Raw genomic sequence first — 16,877 nt, forward strand, 5'->3', positions numbered from 1 at the left:
ACATTAATGACCCGAACCACCGGTTTTACCCTGAAAGACCTGAGCGATCTTTCCGAGAGCCCGCTGCTGACGCTGCTCGACCATATATGCGAAGGCAGCCTGATCGTCGACGATCACGCCCATATTCTGTGGTTAAGCGATAAATACCGCAACGTACTGGGGGTCGATCCAAAGCTGGCTGTCAAAGGTATGCCGGTGGAGGAACTGATCCCCAACAGCATGATGCGCCAAGTCGTCAGCAGCGGCCAGCCGCTCCTACTCGATCTGCTGCGGGTTCGCGACACCTGGATGGTCGTTACCCGAATACCGATTCGCGACCAGGAAGACAAGGTTATCGGCGGTATCGGCTTTGTCTTCTACAAAGACATGGATTACCTAAAGGCCTTTGTCGAAAAGTACGGCCGGCTACGGGGGATGCCTAGCACCGCCGAAAAACAGCTCGCCAGCATGCGCGACACCAAGTATACGTTTGCGGATTTCATCGGCCAGAGTGAGTCGGTGGAGCAACTACTGCAACGAGCACGGCGTGCTTCGGAACTCGATACGACCGTCATGCTGCTGGGTGAAACCGGTACGGGCAAGGAAGTCCTGGCCCACGCCATTCATCACGCTTCGGTGCGAACCGACCGACCGTTCGTAGGCATCAATATGGCGGCGGTACCGGACAACCTGATGGAGGCGGAATTCTTCGGCGTTGCTCCGGGTGCCTATACCGGCGCCGATCGTAAAGGTCGTAAAGGTAAAATCCAGCTTGCCGACAAGGGCACGCTCTTCCTCGACGAAGTCGGCGACCTGCCGCAAAGTCTCCAAAGCAAGCTGCTGCGGGTTTTGCAGGAGCAGGAGTTCGAGCCCCTGGGCTCCAACGACGTGATACGGGTGAATGTGCGTATCATCGCCGCCACCAGCTGAGACCTTAAAGCGATGGTCGACGCCGGTGAATTCCGCGCCGATCTGTACTACCGGCTGAACGTATTGCCGATTGTGGTGCCCCCTCTGCGGGACCGGGCTGACGACATCGAATTGTTGGCGAACATGATGATCGAGCGTATTGCTCAAGGCCTGGGCATGTCACGGAAATGGCTGACCGATAGCGCTCTGGGTTATCTGCGGGATTACGACTGGCCCGGCAACGTGAGGGAGCTGCAGAATACGTTGGAGCGAACGTTTATTTTTGCCCAGGGGTCGATGTTACAGGCAGACGACTTCCTGCCCTCTACAGAGCGCATGAACGAAAATCGAAAAGACAGCGCGGTGGAACCTTTACAGGACATCATTGCGCGCGCCGAACGCGACGGCATTCAAAAGGCGCTGGAGGCCACGAACAACAACCGCACCCAGGCTGCCCGCGCACTGGGTATTTCACGCGCCAGTCTGTACGAAAAAATGACACGATACGGCCTGTGACACTATCACTGTCCATGTTTATGGACAGTGTATGTTTTTCCTGACACCGCTCAACGATGCTTTCCACGCCCTATTAGCCTGCCTTCTCCTGAAAAGTGTCCGTCCTTCCGGACACGGCTTTTCAAGACGCACACCAAAATAACATTAAACCATTGTTTTAAAACAACATTCCTTAGTTGGCACAGGGTTTGTACTTATACCGAGTGCAGATTTGATCCCTGCGCACAAAAACAATAGAGGAATTAGATAATGACAAAGACGAGCAAAACCCTCGCCTTCATGTCTGCCTGTAGCCTGGCTGCAGCAGTGGCATCAGCCCCGGCAATGGCCCAGGAAAAGGTTCGCTGGAAAATGCAGGCCGCCTACGGCAGCAATCTCCCTGCGCTGGGCGACATCATTCCCGGCGTGGTCGAAGACTTGAATGAGGTGACTGACAATCGCATTATCATCAAGCACTTCGAGCCTAATAAAATCGTACCTACCCTGAACATTACCGATGCGGTCCGTACCGGAAAGCTTGAAGCGGGCTTCACCTGGATCGGTTACGACCAGGGCAAGATTCCTTCTTCCGTTCTGTTCTCAGCCGTCCCTTTCGGTATGGAGCCTTGGGAATACATGGCATGGTGGTATGATGGCGAAGGCCAGCAACTGGCTGAAACCATCTACCACAAGAACAATGTCCATCCCGTGCTTTGCGGCTTGACCGGCCCCGAAACAGGTGGCTGGTTTAATAAAGAAATCAATAGCCTCGAAGATATCGACGGCCTGAAAATTCGCTACGCCGGTATCGGCGGGCGCATCCTCCAAGAACTGGGCGCCTCGGTGACGGTTCTTCCTGGCGGAGAGATTTTCCAGGCGCTGGAGAAAGGCGCCATCGACGCCTCCGAATTCTCCCTACCTACCGTCGATAAAAAGCTTGGCTTCTATGAAGTTGCCAAATACAACTACTTCCCGGGATGGCACCAGCCGTTCGCGGCCTTCCACCTGATCGTCAACAAAGACAAGTGGGATGCTATCAGCGCCGCCGACAAGAAGCTCATCGACCTCGCCTGCCAGGCCGGCGTTACCCGCAACCTGGCCCGCAGTGAAGCCTTCCAGGGTGAAGCAATCGAATTCCTCGAATCCAAGGGCGCAGAAACGCGTAAGCTGCCTGAGCCCGTTCTCCGGGAACTTGAAGAAGTCACCAACAAGGTACTTCAAAGCGAAGCCGATAAGGACGAAGACTTCGCCCGCGTTCTGAAGAGCCAGAAGGCTTTCCAGGATCAGTACCAGCGCTGGCAGGATCTGGGCTATCTGCCCCGCGACTTCTAATCCGCAATAACCTGTACCGCGCGAGCCCGGGTAAACGTCCCGCAAGGGCGAGGCCCGGCTCTCGCGCAATTGATTGCTGATCCCCCGGGGTCAGCCGTCTGCCTGTATTTCCGGAGATAAGCATGAGCGTTTCCACCGATACGGACCGACTCGAACTTGAGCCGGCGCCGCCCGGGCTGACGGGCGACTACCTGCCCCACACCCCGATTTCTCGCGTCTTCGATGGCCTGATCCTGGGGATCGGCAGGCTGAGCGCCTGGCTTTGGCCGATTCTGATGATGATCATCATCGTCAATGTGGTGAGCCGGTACGCCTTTGCTCAAGGCTTCATCGAGCTTGAAGAACTGCAATGGCATATCTATTCCGCCGGGTTCCTCTTCGCGCTGTCCTATGCGCTACTTCAGGACAGCCATGTGCGTGTCGACCTGATTCGCGAACGTATCAGCTATCGCGCTCAGGCCTGGATTGAGCTGATCGGTCTAACGCTTATTCTCGGGCCGTTCATTGCCCTGCTGCTGTATTTCGCCGTGCCCTATGTGATCGATTCCTGGAGCATGAACGAGTCCTCCAGCGCCCCTGGCGGGCTGAGCGAGCGCTGGATCGTCAAAAGCGCCCTGCCACTCGGGCTCGGATTGCTGATCGTTGCAGCCTTTTCACGCCTGACTCGACTGCTGGCGTTTCTGTTCGGCGCGGAGGTGAAACATGGAAATCGCTGAAATTCTCGCCATCGGCATGTTCGTCGTATTTATTCTGCTCATCTTCACCGGCTTCCCTATCGCCTGGGTTCTGGGCGGCGTTGCCGTGGCCTTTACCGGCTTGGCAATGCTCTCTGACATATACCTGGATACCTTTATCGCGATCGACTGGAGTTACTTCTCCCTGTCTATCGAGCGCATCTGGGGCACCATGAGTAGCTGGGTGCTGGTGGCCATCCCCATGTTCGTCTTTATGGGTCAAATGCTGGATCGCTCCGGCATGGCCGAGAAACTGATGCTCAACGTCTCGCGCCTGTTCGGTCGCCTGAACGGCGGTACGGCTATAGCCGTGGTTATCATCGGCCTTTTACTGGCCGCTTCCACCGGGATCGTCGGCGCCTCTGTCGCACTACTGACGCTGCTGGCTGTACCCGTCATGCTCAAGCGTCAATACCAGCCGGAACTGGCCGTAGGCACCGTCTGTGCGGTAGGAACCCTGGGGATCCTCATGCCGCCGTCGATCATGCTGGTTATGATGGCCGACCAGCTGGCGATGTCCGTCGGCGACCTGTTTATGGGTGCGGTTTTCCCCAGTGCGATCCTGGGTGTGGTGTTCGTCCTCTACATCGTCTTCCGTGGCTGGCTCCATCCGGACGTGGCTCCGGCCGGCGACGATGCCGAGCACGTCACCTTTGGCATCGTCTTCGACGCGCTGAAATCCATCGTGCCGCCGGCGCTGCTGATCCTCGCGGTGCTGGGCAGCATCTTCGCCGGAATAGCAACGCCTACCGAGGCCTCCGGCGTGGGCGCATTCGGTGCCACACTGCTTGCCCTGGCCAATAAACGCCTGAACATAACCGTGCTGCGCGAAGTCTGCAGGGAAACCAGCCAGACCACCGCGTTTATCTTTGCCCTGATTATCGGCGCCACCGCGTTTTCCCTGGTTCTGCGCGGCCTGGGTGGCGACGCGATGATCGAAGAAGCCCTGGCGGGCCTGCCGTTCGGTCCTGCTGGCGTCGTGATCTGCATCCTGCTGCTAACTTTCCTGCTGGGGTTCGTGCTCGACTGGATCGAAATCAGCTTGATTATCCTGCCGCTGGTTGCCCCGGTAATCGTCAGCATGGGCTACGACCTGGTCTGGTTCACCGTACTGTTTGCGGTGTGTCTGCAAACCTCCTTCCTGACCCCGCCCGTTGGCTTTGCCCTGTTCTACTGCAAGGGTGTGGCGCCACCGTCTATTGGCGTGAAGACGCTTTACCGTGGCGTGCTGCCGTTTATTGCACTGCAAGTCACCGTGCTCGCCATTATCTTCATCTGGCCCAACCTGGTGACCTGGCTACCCGAACAGGCCTACAGCGGACGATAGGAGACGAATAATGACACATGACAAACTTATTACCGCTGAAGCCGCAGCCGACAAGGTGCCTAGCGATGCGACGCTGGCCACCGGTGGATTCGTGGGCATCGGTTTCCCTGAAGCACTGGCCCGGGCACTTGAGGAGCGTTTCGTCAGCGGCGGCGAACCGCGAAACCTGACCCTGGTCTATGCCGCCGGTCAAGGTGATGGCAAGGAACGGGGACTTAACCATCTGGCCCACGAAGGCCTGGTGAAGCGCGTAATCGGCGGACACTGGGGTCTGGTGCCGAAACTGGGCGCCCTGGCCTGCGACAACAAGATCGAAGCCTACAATCTTCCCCAGGGCGTTATCGCTCAGCTCTATCGCGACATTGCCGCTGGCAAACCCGGCATGCTGACCCATGTGGGCCTGCATACCTTCGTCGATCCCCGCCACGGCGGCGGGCGCATCAACGAGAAAACCCGTGACGAACTGGTGGAACTGATGACGGTGCGTGGGCAGGAGTGCCTCTTCTACCCCACGTTCCCGATCCAGGTGGCCTTTTTGCGCGGCACCACCGCCGATGCCCGGGGCAATATCACCATGGAGCGAGAAGCGCTGCCGCTGGAAAGTCTGGCTATCGCCCAGGCAGTGCATAATTCCGGCGGCAAAGTGTTCGTACAGGTGGAACGCCTCACCGAGCGCCACCAGCTTCATGCCGAGCGGGTGCACATTCCCGGCATTCTGGTGGACCACATTATTCTCGCCGATCCGTCGGAGCACCTGCAGACCTTTGCCGAACCCTATAACCCGGCTTATACCGGTGAAGTTCGCCTCCCCGCCCTGATGGGGGGCGAACCGCTTTCGATTCGCCGGGTCATTGGCCGTCGCGCCGCAGAGCACCTCAAGCCGGATTCGGTCGTGAATCTGGGCATTGGCATGCCGGAGCTGGTAGCCGAGGTGGCCGCCGACAAGGGGCTGCTGGACAAGATCACGCTCACGATCGAGCCCGGCGCTATCGGGGGACGACCGGCCGGTGGTTTGAGCTTTGGCGCTGCAGCCAACGCCGAGGCGATCATCGACCAACCCGCCCAGTTCGACTTCTACGATGGCGGCGGCCTGGATCAGGCCTATCTGGGGATGGCCCAGGTGGACCGTTTCGGCAACGTCAACGTCAGCCGGTTTGGAAGCCGGCTATCCGGAGCGGGCGGGTTCATCAATATCAGTCAGAACGCCCGTGAAGTGTTCTTTATGGGTACGTTCGAGGCCGGGCCTCAGGATATCCTTATCGAAGATACCGGATTGCGGGTCAATAAAGGGGGTACAGGGCGCAAGTTCGTCACGGACGTCGAGCACATGACCTTCAATGGCCGATACGCGCTCGAACGGGAGCAGCGGGTGTTCTACATCACCGAGCGATGCGTATTCCAGCTCACCGCGAACGGACTGGAATTGGTCGAGATCGCACCCGGCCTGGACCTGGACCGGGACATTCTGGCCTATATGGATTTCCGTCCGGCCATCTCAAGTCGCCTTCACGTGACAGATCACTCGCTGTATCGGCCCGCGCCGGCAACATAAGCCCTCTGTCAAAAACAAAAAGGGCGCCAAAACAGGCGCCCTTTTTGATTCTATATCAGCCGATTAGACGACTTTCTTCAACTCTTCCTCAAGCTGAGGAATCGCTTCGAACAAGTCGGCAACCAAGCCGTAGTCAGCCACCTGGAAGATCGGTGCTTCCTCGTCCTTGTTGATCGCAACGATCACCTTGGAGTCGGACATACCCGCCAAGTGCTGGATCGCGCCGGAAATACCGACGGCGATGTACAGCTGCGGTGCAACGATCTTACCGGTCTGGCCGACCTGCATATCGTTGGGTACGAAGCCCGCATCAACTGCGGCACGGGATGCGCCCACTGCTGCACCCAATACGTCGGCGACTTTTTCCAGCATGTGGAAGTTTTCGCCGTTCTGCATGCCGCGACCACCGGAAACGACGATACCGGCGCTACCCAGGTCAGGACGATCGGACTCGGCCAACTGCTCGCTGACGAAGGAAGAAACGCCTGCGTCATGAGCAGCATCGACGTTCTCGACAGAAGCGGAACCGCCTTCGCCAGCCACCGGATCAAACGCCGTCGGACGAACGGTAACCACCTTGATGCTGTCGCTGCTCTTGACGGTCGCCAGGGCGTTACCGGCGTAGATCGGGCGTACGAACGTGTCTTCAGACTCGACGCTCATGATGTCGGACACCTGAGCCACGTCCAGCAGAGCGGCAACGCGCGGCATGAAATCCTTGCCCGTGGTGCCTGCAGCCGCGAAGATGTGGCCGTAGTTCTTGCCCACTTCAGAAACCAGCAGAGACAGGTTCTCCGCCAGGAAGTGGCCATACGCAGCATTATCGGCGACCAGGACCTTGTTGACGCCCTCGATCTTGCTGGCCGCTTCGCTTGCAGCGCCGCAGTTCTCGCCAGCAACCAGAACATCAATGTCACCACCGACAGCCTTGGCAGCAGCCACGACGTTCAGAGTGGCAGGCTTCAGGCTGCTATTGTCATGTTCAGCAATTACAAGGATGCTCATTTAGATCACCTTCGCTTCGTTCTTCAGTTTATCGACCAGTTCTGCCACATCAGCAACCATGATACCGCCCTTGCGGGCTGCGGGTGCTTCAACTTTCACTGTGGACAGACGCGGCGCGACATCAACGCCCAGATCCGCCGGGCTCATGTTATCGAGCGGCTTCTTCTTGGCTTTCATGATGTTGGGCAGCGAAGCGTAACGCGGTTCGTTCAAGCGCAAGTCAGTGGTAACAACCGCCGGCAGGTTGAGAGAAACCGTCACCAGACCACCGTCGACTTCACGGGTCACATTGACCTTCTCGCCTTCAACGGCTACCTCAGAAGCAAAGGTGCCCTGAGCCATACCGGTCAGCGCGGCCAGCATCTGGCCAGTCTGGTTGTTGTCGGTATCGATGGACTGTTTACCCAGGATAACCAGCTTCGGCTCTTCCTTCTCGACCACGGCCTTGAGCAGCTTGGCGGCTTCGAGGGATTGAACTTCCTCGTCGGTTTCGACGTGGATACCGCGGTCGGCCCCGAGTGCCAGTGCGGTGCGGATCTGTTCCTGGGCGGCCTTGGGACCGATGGAAACCACAACGATTTCGCTGGCAACCCCTTTCTCTTTGAGGCGAACCGCTTCTTCAACCGCGATTTCACAGAAAGGGTTCATTGCCATCTTGACGTTGGCAAGATCGACGCCGGTGTTGTCCGGCTTAACGCGAACCTTTACGTTGTAGTCAATTACTCGTTTAACAGCGACCAGAACCTTCATAGATTCCTCGTTCTTCTACGATGGGTTTAATGACTCGCAATCAACAGAGCTCCGATCCAAGCGGATCGCCAGAGCACGATGATTCCTGTCGCATCGATTCGTCCACAGACTCATCGTACGGTTTCGTCGAGGTCCTGCTTACCCGGCTTTTACAGCTCTTTATATGCCAGACCTCTAGCCAACTGCGCCTGCGTTTCACTCGCGCAAATGCAGATTGAACAGCGGGACAAGGCAATGATGTCCCTTCATAAAAGCGCCATAATACTGACGACAAAGCCCAGGGGGGTCAATAGCTGCACAGACATTACACAGCCGGCGCCAGCAGTATTACAATGACACTCGTGCCCGTTCTAAAAGCCTTTCGGATAATCGGGCGGATTCAACACAATGCCACTAGGCAAAGCCATTTTCAAACAAACGTTTGTTTGACTTTTAGAATATTGTATCCTTTACCCCGTGACACAAGCCGCTCAGAGGCGAAACGGTCGTTTATCCGAAGCGGTTTCGGTATTATACACATTCGCAGAGCGATTTATCGATACCGCTGTGCGAACCAGGTGGTTCACTTGTAGCTATTCGATTGTCCCGGAGCCACCTTAAAACTAGAGAGAACAGGATTCTTCTTCGCCGCCTTACACATGCGCGTCGAAATCCCAATATCCACAACGAAGTTTGAGGAGACCAACGTGGAACGCGAATCGATGGAATTTGATGTTCTGATCGTCGGCGCAGGTCCTGCAGGTTTATCCGCAGCCTGCCGTATCATGCAGATGGCACAGGAATCCGGCGAAGAACTCACCGTATGCGTCGTGGAAAAAGGCTCCGAAGTTGGCGCCCATATCATGGCCGGCACCGTTTTCGAACCCACGGCGCTCAATGAACTCTTCCCCGACTGGAAAGAAAAAGGTGCGCCGCTAAACACGCCGGTGACCCGCGATGACATTTTTGTGCTGCGCAGCCAGGATTCGGCCACCAAGGTGCCGAACGCGTTTGTACCTCGCAACATGCACAACCACGGCAACTACATCATCAGTCTGGGCAACCTGTGCCGTTGGCTGGCCGAGCAGGCCGAAGCCCTGGGGGTGGAAGTCTATCCGGGCTTTGCTGCATCCGAGGCCATTGTCGAAGACGGCCACGTCAAAGGCATTCTTACCGGCGATATGGGCGTTGCCCGCGACGGCAGCGAAAAAGACGGCTACATGCCGGGCATGGAGCTGCGCGCCAAGTACACCCTCTTCACCGAAGGCTGCCGCGGCCACTTGGGCAAACGCCTGATCGCCGATTTCAAACTGGATGAAGGCAAGGATCCGCAGCACTACGGTATCGGCATCAAGGAACTGTGGGACATCGATCCCGCCAAGCACGAGCCGGGCCTGGTTATCCACACCACGGGCTGGCCGCTGAGCGAGTCCGGTTCCACCGGCGGCTCTTTCCTCTATCATCTGGAAAATGGCCAGGCCTATGTGGGCCTGATCTCGGATCTGTCCTACAGCAATCCGCACATGGCCCCCTTTAGCGAGTTTCAGCGCCTGAAACTGCATCCGGAGATCCGCAAGCATCTGGAAGGCGGCAAGCGCGTATCCTACGGCGCCCGCGCTATTACCAAGGGCGGCTTCAACTCCCTGCCGAAGATGAGCTTCCCCGGTGGCCTGCTGCTGGGCTGCGATGCCGGCACCCTGAACAGCTCCAAGATCAAAGGCTCCCATACCGCCATGAAATCCGGGCTGCTGGGCGCCGAGGCCGTATTCGACGCACTGAAGGAAGGCAAGAACGGTGAAGAAATCACCGGCTTCCAGGACCGCTTCAAGAACAGCTGGCTGTATAAGGAGCTTTACGACGAGCGCAACTTCGGCCCGGCGATGCACAAGTACGGCAACATCGTGGGTGGCGGTATCGCGTTTTTCGAGCAGAACATCCTGCGTCGCAGCCTGCCGATCACGTTCCGCGATACAATCCCCGACTACGCCACACTCAAGCCGGCCGATCAGGCCAAGAAGATCGACTATCCGAAGCCGGATAATGCGCTAACCTTCGACAAGCTGTCCTCGGTGTTCATCTCCAACACCAACCATGAGGAAGACCAGCCGGTTCATCTGAAGCTGACCAATCCGGATATTCCCATCCAGGAGAACTTGCCGAAGTACGACGAACCGGCCCAGCGTTACTGCCCTGCAGGTGTGTACGAGGTTGTAGAAAAGGACGATGGCAGCGGCAAGCGATTCCAGATCAACGCGCAGAACTGCGTCCACTGCAAGACCTGCGATATCAAGGATCCGGCCCAGAATATTACCTGGGTGACCCCGGAAGGGGGTGGTGGTCCCAACTATCCGAACATGTAACTATTATCAATCCATGAGAAAAGCGTTCTGAGCCTATAAGCTCGATGATCGCTACTCGATGAATGATCGTTATTCGATGATAGCTACTCGACGATAGTCATTAGGCGACTCTGCGGAGTCGCCTTTTTTGTGCCCGCCAGTTCCGCACGGTTTTGACCGAGGAAACGTCTGCTCAAGTCTACCGACTATTTTGCAGGCACAAAAAAAAGCGGCTGAAACAGCCGCTTTTTATAGATCCAGGTCCAGACTAGTGGATGTGGCCGTGCTCCACTTCCTCTTCCGTCGGATCGCGAGTTTCGATAACCTCGACGTCAAAGTGCAGCGTCTCACCGGCCAGCGGATGGTTGGCATCGATGGTTACGGTTTCATCCTGAACCTCAACAACACGAACGACCTGTGGGCCGCCCGGAGTCTGTGCTTGGAACTGCATGCCCGGCTCGATGGATTCAACACCTTCGAAGGCGGTACGCGGTACCGGCTGAATCAGCTCTTCGTTTACTTCACCGTAGCCTTCGGCCGGAGCTACGGTCACCTTGACCTGCTCGCCAGCGTCCTTTTCATTGAGTGCGGATTCCAGACCACCAATAATGTTCTGTGCACCTTCAAGATAGGTCAACGGTTCACGACCTTCCACGCGGGAAGAGTCGAGTTGCTCACCCTGGTCATTGGTAAGCGTGTAATGGATAGAAACAACACGAGGTTGGGCCATGTGATCTCCTTGCGTGCCGCAAATTAAGCAAATGTGTGTCAGGCAATCGAAAGTAGTCTTGAACAGCGGACTGCACAGAGGGACTGACGACCACCCACCCTCGTTAGAGAGCCAGGCTCGTTAACAAGTGATATCTAAACAGCGTAACAAACGTCCGTTGCCGTTCGCTACAATAGGTTGAGACTACTAACTGATTTTTCAACCCTGCGTTCCCAATTCGTAAAAATTACCATCGCTCCACACGCCCAGCATATTGTCGTCATTCCCTTTCGGCACGACACATTCGGCCAGATCATAGTACGCCGCCGTTACCAGACGCGCCTCAAGCCCATGTACAACGTCGACAAGCGGACGCGGCTCGTCACTATCGGCATAGGTCTCCATGCGCAAGGGGTGGCGGTCACTCAGCAACAGCGTTTCGCCGGTGTTGAGAGTCAAAAAAATCTTTTGAGACTGGCCTTCGCCCTGAACGTCCACGCTATGAGCAATAAGCGATGTATCTTCGACCTCCACTCGCCATTTTTCCACCGGCGTCACCAAGTAGTGCTCACCGTCGGATTCCTTGCGCAGGATAGTGGAAAATAACCGCATCAACGCTTCCCTGGCCAATGGCTTGCCTTTATACAACCAGGTTCCGTCACGCTGAATGTGAATATCGATATCGCCCGACAGCTCCGGAGTCCACTTGTCGATAGGCGGACGCCCTTCGAAGGCTGTCTGAGCCTCTTTCAACTGTTCTTCGATGCGCTTGGTCTCGTCATTCGCCATGCTTCGGCTCCAAGATATGGTAGTGTCTTAACGGCTATTCTACACAGGAGCAACCAAGCTTGCTCACTGCGGATCGCTCACCGAAACTCTAAAAGCCGGATATTTAAAATCATGGACTTGGATGCGGAATTTAAACTGGATGATGATCTTTGCTATCTCAACCATGCGGCCGTAGCGCCCTGGCCGTTGCGCAGCATGCAGGCCGTTGAACGCTTCGCACGGGAAAACGCCATGCGCGGCGCGGCGCATTACCCGCGCTGGATGGAGGTCGAGAATACGTTGCGTGAAAATCTCGCCCGGTTGATCAACGCCCCCTCGCCACGTGATATTGCCCTGGTCAAAAGCACATCGGAGGCTTTGTCCTTCGTCGCTTACGGGCTCCACTGGGAGCCCGGTGACGAGATCGTGATATCCGACCAGGAATTCCCTTCCAATCGCATTGTATGGGAATCCTTGGCCGACCAAGGGGTTACCGTTCGAGTTGTTAGTCTCGACGGCGACGACTGCGAGGACGATTTGATCGACGCCTTCAACAACAACACGCGGTTGCTGGCGATCAGCTCGGTCCAGTATGGCACCGGCCTGCGCATGAACTTAGACAAACTCGGCGCTGCGTGTAAGGCCGCCAAGGTCCTCTTTTGCGTTGATGCCATCCAAAGCCTCGGCGCCCTGCCCCTGGATGTGGAGAAATCCCAGATCGATTTCACGATGGCCGACGGTCATAAGTGGCTGCTGGGACCCGAGGGGCTCGGGGTTTTCTATGTGCGGCCGGCATTACGGGAAAGTCTGAAACTCCACGAATTCGGCTGGCACATGATTGCCAATCGTGGCGACTACCGCCAGACCACTTGGCAGGTGGCCCCCGACGCCACACGCTTCGAATGCGGAAGTCCAAATACCATGGGCGCTCATGCGTTCCAAGCCAGCACTGAACTGCTGCTCGAGATCGGCATCGACAAGGTAGAAGCCCTGGTGCTGAATCGCGTCGAACTTCTGGAAAGGGAACTTAATAAAATTCAAGGTATTGAGATACTTTCTTCACGTGACAGACAGCGACAATCCGGCATTTTGACATTCCGAGTCGCCCATCAGGATTCCCAGGCGCTTTACCGGGACTTGATGAGCCGCAACGTCATCTGCGCCAGCCGCGGTGGCGGCGCCCGCTTTTCACCTCACTGCTATACGCCGGATGCGGTCATCCATACGGCGGTCGAGCGCCTCGCCGAATGCATAAGTTAAAGTGTGAGACAGTCGCTCAAGCAAGAAACTGAGTCTTGAGGTCGCCGCAACCGGGGCCGACGATGGGCAGGTCCAGCACGACGGCCTGACTGGTCATGAAGGGGATACCGCGCCGATGGCCATCCACCAGCAATGTGGACAAGGCGCCCACCAGCGGCATATGGGAGACAATCATCAGGGTGTCCGGCAAGTCGGACTCGTAAAGCAGTGCATTCAGGCATTCACCCGGGTCGTCGTCCGGCGTGAGGAAGGGCCTCTCAAGCACCGGCACGTTGATGACCTCAGAGACGATTGCAGCGGTTTGCCCAGCCCTAACCAGCGAGCTGCACCAGATGGTGTCGGGGCGCCAGCGAGACGAAGCAATGTCGCTGGCAACACGGGCGCTACCAAGCCGGCCCGATTCGGTCAGCTCCCTGGCCTGATCGAGGCTGTGCCAGCCCGCTTCTCCGTGGCGCATGATAATCAGGTACACTGCGCTATCCTTCCTTCTGCCGCAGGTTGCTTTTTTTATCAAAGATTTATCAAAGACTTACCGAGCAAAGACTTACGGTGAATTTTGCATGCATGACGCGTTCATGACGATGCTGTACGGGGCAGTATGAACTCCACATCCGAATTCTGGACCGCCATCATCAGTCCATTGATCACGTCCCGAATGGTGGCATCACCGTAAAGGATCTTATAAAGACCGCCGACCAACGGCATCGGCACGCCCATATCTTTCGCTTTTTCCTTCACCAGCAGCAACGTGCGAATACCTTCAGCCACTTGCCCAAGCTCAGCCACGGCATCGTCCAGGGCCTGACCTTTACCGACCGCATGGCCGATACGGTAATTCCGGCTCTTGGAGGAGGTACAGGTAACAATCAAGTCCCCGACACCCGCAAGGCCCATGAAGGTCATGGGGTTTGCGCCGAGACTTACAGCAAAGCGGCTCATTTCAGCCAAGCTGCGGGTAATCAGCATAGCTTTGGCGTTCTCGCCCAAATCCAGCGCCGACGCGAGACCGGCCACGATGGCGTATATATTCTTGAGCGCGCCCGCCAGCTCCACGCCATAAACATCCACGTTGGCGTAAACCCGAAAATATTCACACCCCAGCAGTTGTTGCACCAGGTTGCGCACTTCCAGATCCTTCGCGGCAATAACGGTCGCGGTCAGATCCCGATTAACGATTTCTTGGGCCAGATTAGGCCCGCTCAGCACACCAATCCGTGAGCGCGGAATCTCCTCCTGCAGGATTTCGCTCATCAGGCGAAAACCTTCCTTTTCGATGCCTTTGGTCAAGCTGATGACCGCTTGCCCGGTTTCAAACGCCTGTGCGTGCTCCCGGATCACCGTGCGAAAAGCCTTGCTTGGGATGGCCAAAAAGACCGCCTCAGCCCCCGCTACCGCCTCTTCCAGGTTCGTCGTCGGCTGCACATCCCCGGCCAGGTGGACGCCCGGCATGTAACGGCTATTGACCTTCTTCTGCTGAATTTCCTCCACCTGGGCCGCGTCCCGCATCCAGAACCACACGCTGTGACCATTCTCAGCCAGCACCTTGGTCATGGCCGTACCGAAGCTGCCGCCACCCAGTACGGCAACCTTCCGGGAGGCTATTTCAGACGCGTGCGATTGACCTGATGAAGTGTGTTCAGACATGAAAATTCCGTGATGATTTGAGGGCTCGATACGGGCTGGCGCTGCGGTCGCCTCAGCCTTGGGGAATGAGCGGGCTCTATGTGAGAGCTGCGCCGCGGCCTAAGGCGAGACGATTAGGTTTCTTCGCACTCCAGTGCCCGTACCAAATTTTTGAACTCCTCCCGATTCCGGCTGTTCATACCCATCAGAATCCGGTGGGCATCCAGCACTTTATCCCGAACCTGCTGTTCACTGGCACGCAGCACCGGAATTTCCTCCAGCTCTTCGATACGGGAAGCAGGTTCACGGACGATAATGAAAATTTTATCGAACCCCATGGAGGTGATAATGCGGGTCACATCGGGGTTAGTGGAAATCAGTGTCGGGAGGAAGTGGGATTGCTTTTCCGCGGCCATAGCAATCTTGGCAAGGAGACCGAGCGTGGTGCTATCGATAATGTCAGTCTCGGTCAGATCGATGACTACCGTGCGGAGATCGGGATTGCTAGTAATAGACTCAACAAGATTGTCCAGCGTCGAACACAGGTTCAGCCGGATTTCGCCAATAAACTTGAGGACGTAAATCCCCTGTTGCTCAGCTTGCAATATCTTGTAGCTAGACATATCAGTTCGCTGCTACTTGGTTTGCTATGTCTGGTTGTGCTAATTCGTCACTTGGGACATCTCTACTCGGTAATATGTCCGTCACAGTCACGATAGCAATGTCGTCCGGCAATTCCGTGATTTCATCGAGATTAAGCGCCTCGCTCAGAGCTGCAATAGTGTGACGACCTGCCGAAACGAGTTCAAGTAGTCGCTGCTCCTTTTCGTCAAGGTTTTTCGCCTTAATAACTTCAAGGATACCGTCGGAAAACAGGATAAGCCGAAACGAGCCTTCCAGCGAGGTCTCGTAGATGTCCCACTCGGGACTTTCGAACAGGCCGATAGGGAGGCCGGTACCCTCCAGGAAACGACAGTTCCCATGGCCATCGGCGAGTATCGGCATGGGAAAATGAGCGCCCACCGCGTAAGTCAGCTTGCGCTCGTCATGGTCGATAATGCCTGCGAAAACCGTCAAATGCTTGCCTAAGCCAGTATCGAGCAATTCCGAATTGATGCGTTCGAGGAACCGGTCCGGGTAGAGGATATCGTCGCTGGAACCCCTACGGATGTTTCGTTGCAAACGGTTGGTCAGATTTTTCAATAGTACCGTCACGAACGCCGAACTTGCGCCATGGCCGGAAACATCCGCGATGTAGACCAAGGTGCGATTGTCGTCGAGCCTGAAATAGTCGAGAAAATCCCCGCTCAGGTACAACGAAGGCTTGATCAGGTGTTCGATCGCGAGCCAGCTCGATTCGTAATGACGGTCCGGCAGCATTTTGAGCTGCACTTTGCGGCCTGCGTTCTGGTCCGCACGGAGTTCGGCAATACCGGCCCTGAGATCACGGTTGGCGTCTTCCAGTTCCTGGCGGTATATCTGGTTCAGGCGGGAGATGCGCACTCTGTCCGACAATTTTTCCAGTACGTCGTCGATGGCGCTGGTGTCGCGGTAGGGCTTGATAAGGACGTCGGCCGCCCCGCAGCGCAAGGCAGCCACCACCTCCTGAGCCTCTGACGCCGCATGGCAGGCCACGATGGGCACGAAGGCATCTTCGAGATCAAGCTGGTGAGCCAGTTTATGAATAGCGTCTGGCGGGATATCTGCAAAAATGGCGTCAGGCAGGGTGTCTTCGAATAGACCAGCGGCACTCTCAAGATCGTCGTGAATGCTGACGTAGAAGCTGCGTGCTTCCAGAAGGCGTTCCAGTTCTTTAGCAGCTACGGCGTCCGGATCGATGATCAGAATGCGCTCAGTGCGCGATCCCATTAATACTACCTCCGACAACACTCACGAGCCCCTGAGCGAATCGATAGGCCGGTCACGGGCTCTCAACGACGACAACTGACCGTCCTATCCGCTATTCTGGCATGGCGGTGCGATATAACAAGCAAGCGTTTGCAAAAGTACCCATGTTTTATGTAAGCGAATAACCTGAAAGACCCGGCCGAGCTACTCAAAGCGAGTTCAGGAACTTCGGATTAAATCTATTGGCGAGCCCCTTTAGGCAACTTCA

General features: G+C 56.5%; 15 protein-coding genes and 1 pseudogene. 8 read left to right on the plus strand and 8 right to left on the minus strand.

What is annotated here, in order from left to right; genetic code table 11:
• Nucleotides 1–288: 288 nt before the first annotated feature.
• From FXO11_RS20335 to FXO11_RS10365, 6 genes and pseudogenes are all read left to right on the plus strand, one after another.
• Nucleotides 289–921: pseudogene (locus FXO11_RS20335) on the plus strand (sigma 54-interacting transcriptional regulator); the annotation flags it as partial.
• Nucleotides 922–1,404 carry a helix-turn-helix domain-containing protein gene (locus FXO11_RS20340; RefSeq protein ID WP_202980217.1) on the plus strand — a complete coding sequence of 161 codons (483 nt, stop codon included), beginning with the start codon at nt 922–924 and terminating at the stop codon, nt 1,402–1,404.
• 249 nt (nt 1,405–1,653) lie between these two features.
• Nucleotides 1,654–2,715 carry a TRAP transporter substrate-binding protein gene (locus tag FXO11_RS10350; RefSeq protein ID WP_148862897.1) on the plus strand — a complete coding sequence of 354 codons (1,062 nt, stop codon included), beginning with the start codon at nt 1,654–1,656 and terminating at the stop codon, nt 2,713–2,715.
• 122 nt (nt 2,716–2,837) lie between these two features.
• The gene (locus FXO11_RS10355; protein WP_148862898.1) at nt 2,838–3,431 is read left to right on the plus strand and encodes a TRAP transporter small permease subunit; all 594 of its coding nucleotides are present in this window, start codon (nt 2,838–2,840) and stop codon (nt 3,429–3,431) included.
• Complete coding sequence (locus FXO11_RS10360) at nt 3,418–4,776, plus strand: TRAP transporter large permease (RefSeq protein ID WP_148862899.1); 1,359 nt, start codon at nt 3,418–3,420, stop codon at nt 4,774–4,776. The genes FXO11_RS10355 and FXO11_RS10360 overlap by 14 nt, the downstream gene beginning before the upstream one ends.
• 10 nt (nt 4,777–4,786) lie before the next feature.
• The gene (locus FXO11_RS10365; RefSeq protein ID WP_148862900.1) at nt 4,787–6,328 is read left to right on the plus strand and encodes an acyl CoA:acetate/3-ketoacid CoA transferase; all 1,542 of its coding nucleotides are present in this window, start codon (nt 4,787–4,789) and stop codon (nt 6,326–6,328) included.
• 63 nt (nt 6,329–6,391) lie between these two features.
• Here the strand turns inward: FXO11_RS10365 and FXO11_RS10370 are convergent, their stop codons facing one another.
• Nucleotides 6,392–7,333, minus strand: a complete 942-nt coding sequence (locus FXO11_RS10370; protein WP_148862901.1) for an electron transfer flavoprotein subunit alpha/FixB family protein — start codon at nt 7,331–7,333, stop codon at nt 6,392–6,394.
• Complete coding sequence (locus FXO11_RS10375; protein WP_148862902.1) at nt 7,334–8,083, minus strand: electron transfer flavoprotein subunit beta/FixA family protein; 750 nt, start codon at nt 8,081–8,083, stop codon at nt 7,334–7,336. It lies immediately after the preceding gene.
• A 686-nt stretch (nt 8,084–8,769) separates the two neighbouring features.
• Here FXO11_RS10375 and FXO11_RS10380 point away from each other — a divergent pair.
• Nucleotides 8,770–10,422 (plus strand): electron transfer flavoprotein-ubiquinone oxidoreductase, encoded by a 1,653-nt coding sequence (locus FXO11_RS10380; RefSeq protein ID WP_148862903.1) that lies wholly within the window; start codon nt 8,770–8,772, stop codon nt 10,420–10,422.
• A gap of 247 nt (nt 10,423–10,669) precedes the next feature.
• Here the strand turns inward: FXO11_RS10380 and FXO11_RS10385 are convergent, their stop codons facing one another.
• Nucleotides 10,670–11,131, minus strand: a complete 462-nt coding sequence (locus FXO11_RS10385) for an FKBP-type peptidyl-prolyl cis-trans isomerase (RefSeq protein WP_148862904.1) — start codon at nt 11,129–11,131, stop codon at nt 10,670–10,672.
• Between the two features lie 198 nt (nt 11,132–11,329).
• Nucleotides 11,330–11,899 (minus strand): DUF1285 domain-containing protein, encoded by a 570-nt coding sequence (locus tag FXO11_RS10390; RefSeq protein WP_148862905.1) that lies wholly within the window; start codon nt 11,897–11,899, stop codon nt 11,330–11,332.
• Nucleotides 11,900–12,010: 111 nt separating this feature from the next.
• Here FXO11_RS10390 and FXO11_RS10395 point away from each other — a divergent pair, with 111 nt between their 5' ends.
• A complete protein-coding gene (locus FXO11_RS10395) occupies nt 12,011–13,138 on the plus strand; it encodes an aminotransferase class V-fold PLP-dependent enzyme (RefSeq protein WP_148862906.1) in 1,128 nt (375 codons plus the stop codon).
• A gap of 16 nt (nt 13,139–13,154) precedes the next feature.
• Here the strand turns inward: FXO11_RS10395 and FXO11_RS10400 are convergent, their stop codons facing one another.
• The 4 genes from FXO11_RS10400 to FXO11_RS10415 form a co-directional block, all read right to left on the minus strand.
• Nucleotides 13,155–13,610 carry a SixA phosphatase family protein gene (locus tag FXO11_RS10400; protein ID WP_148862907.1) on the minus strand — a complete coding sequence of 152 codons (456 nt, stop codon included), beginning with the start codon at nt 13,608–13,610 and terminating at the stop codon, nt 13,155–13,157.
• Between the two features lie 101 nt (nt 13,611–13,711).
• Nucleotides 13,712–14,782, minus strand: a complete 1,071-nt coding sequence (locus FXO11_RS10405; RefSeq protein WP_148862908.1) for an NAD(P)H-dependent glycerol-3-phosphate dehydrogenase — start codon at nt 14,780–14,782, stop codon at nt 13,712–13,714.
• A 113-nt stretch (nt 14,783–14,895) separates the two neighbouring features.
• Entirely contained in the window at nt 14,896–15,384 is a 489-nt protein-coding gene (locus FXO11_RS10410; protein WP_148862909.1) for an STAS domain-containing protein, read from the minus strand.
• Nucleotide 15,385: 1 nt separating this feature from the next.
• Nucleotides 15,386–16,630, minus strand: coding sequence for a PP2C family protein-serine/threonine phosphatase (locus tag FXO11_RS10415; RefSeq protein WP_148862910.1), 1,245 nt, complete (start codon nt 16,628–16,630; stop codon nt 15,386–15,388).
• Between the last annotated feature and the right edge of the window lie 247 nt (nt 16,631–16,877).

Origin of the sequence: Marinobacter fonticola (genome assembly GCF_008122265.1) — a bacterium.
Classification (GTDB): Bacteria; Pseudomonadota; Gammaproteobacteria; order Pseudomonadales; family Oleiphilaceae; genus Marinobacter_A; species Marinobacter_A fonticola.

Excerpts from the sequence above, each read along its gene's own strand:
- FXO11_RS10365 (WP_148862900.1), top strand. The coding sequence starts at position 4,787 with ATGACACATGACAAACTTATTACCGCTGAAGCCGCAGCCGACAAGGTG.
- FXO11_RS10390 (WP_148862905.1), bottom strand. The coding sequence starts at position 11,899 with ATGGCGAATGACGAGACCAAGCGCATCGAAGAACAGTTGAAAGAGGCT.
- FXO11_RS20340 (WP_202980217.1), top strand. The coding sequence starts at position 922 with ATGGTCGACGCCGGTGAATTCCGCGCCGATCTGTACTACCGGCTGAAC.
- FXO11_RS10355 (WP_148862898.1), top strand. The coding sequence starts at position 2,838 with ATGAGCGTTTCCACCGATACGGACCGACTCGAACTTGAGCCGGCGCCG.
- FXO11_RS10405 (WP_148862908.1), bottom strand. The coding sequence starts at position 14,782 with ATGTCTGAACACACTTCATCAGGTCAATCGCACGCGTCTGAAATAGCC.
- FXO11_RS10370 (WP_148862901.1), bottom strand. The coding sequence starts at position 7,333 with ATGAGCATCCTTGTAATTGCTGAACATGACAATAGCAGCCTGAAGCCT.
- FXO11_RS10385 (WP_148862904.1), bottom strand. The coding sequence starts at position 11,131 with ATGGCCCAACCTCGTGTTGTTTCTATCCATTACACGCTTACCAATGAC.
- FXO11_RS10375 (WP_148862902.1), bottom strand. The coding sequence starts at position 8,083 with ATGAAGGTTCTGGTCGCTGTTAAACGAGTAATTGACTACAACGTAAAG.
- FXO11_RS10350 (WP_148862897.1), top strand. The coding sequence starts at position 1,654 with ATGACAAAGACGAGCAAAACCCTCGCCTTCATGTCTGCCTGTAGCCTG.
- FXO11_RS10410 (WP_148862909.1), bottom strand. The coding sequence starts at position 15,384 with ATGTCTAGCTACAAGATATTGCAAGCTGAGCAACAGGGGATTTACGTC.
- FXO11_RS10415 (WP_148862910.1), bottom strand. The coding sequence starts at position 16,630 with ATGGGATCGCGCACTGAGCGCATTCTGATCATCGATCCGGACGCCGTA.
- FXO11_RS10360 (WP_148862899.1), top strand. The coding sequence starts at position 3,418 with ATGGAAATCGCTGAAATTCTCGCCATCGGCATGTTCGTCGTATTTATT.
- FXO11_RS10395 (WP_148862906.1), top strand. The coding sequence starts at position 12,011 with ATGGACTTGGATGCGGAATTTAAACTGGATGATGATCTTTGCTATCTC.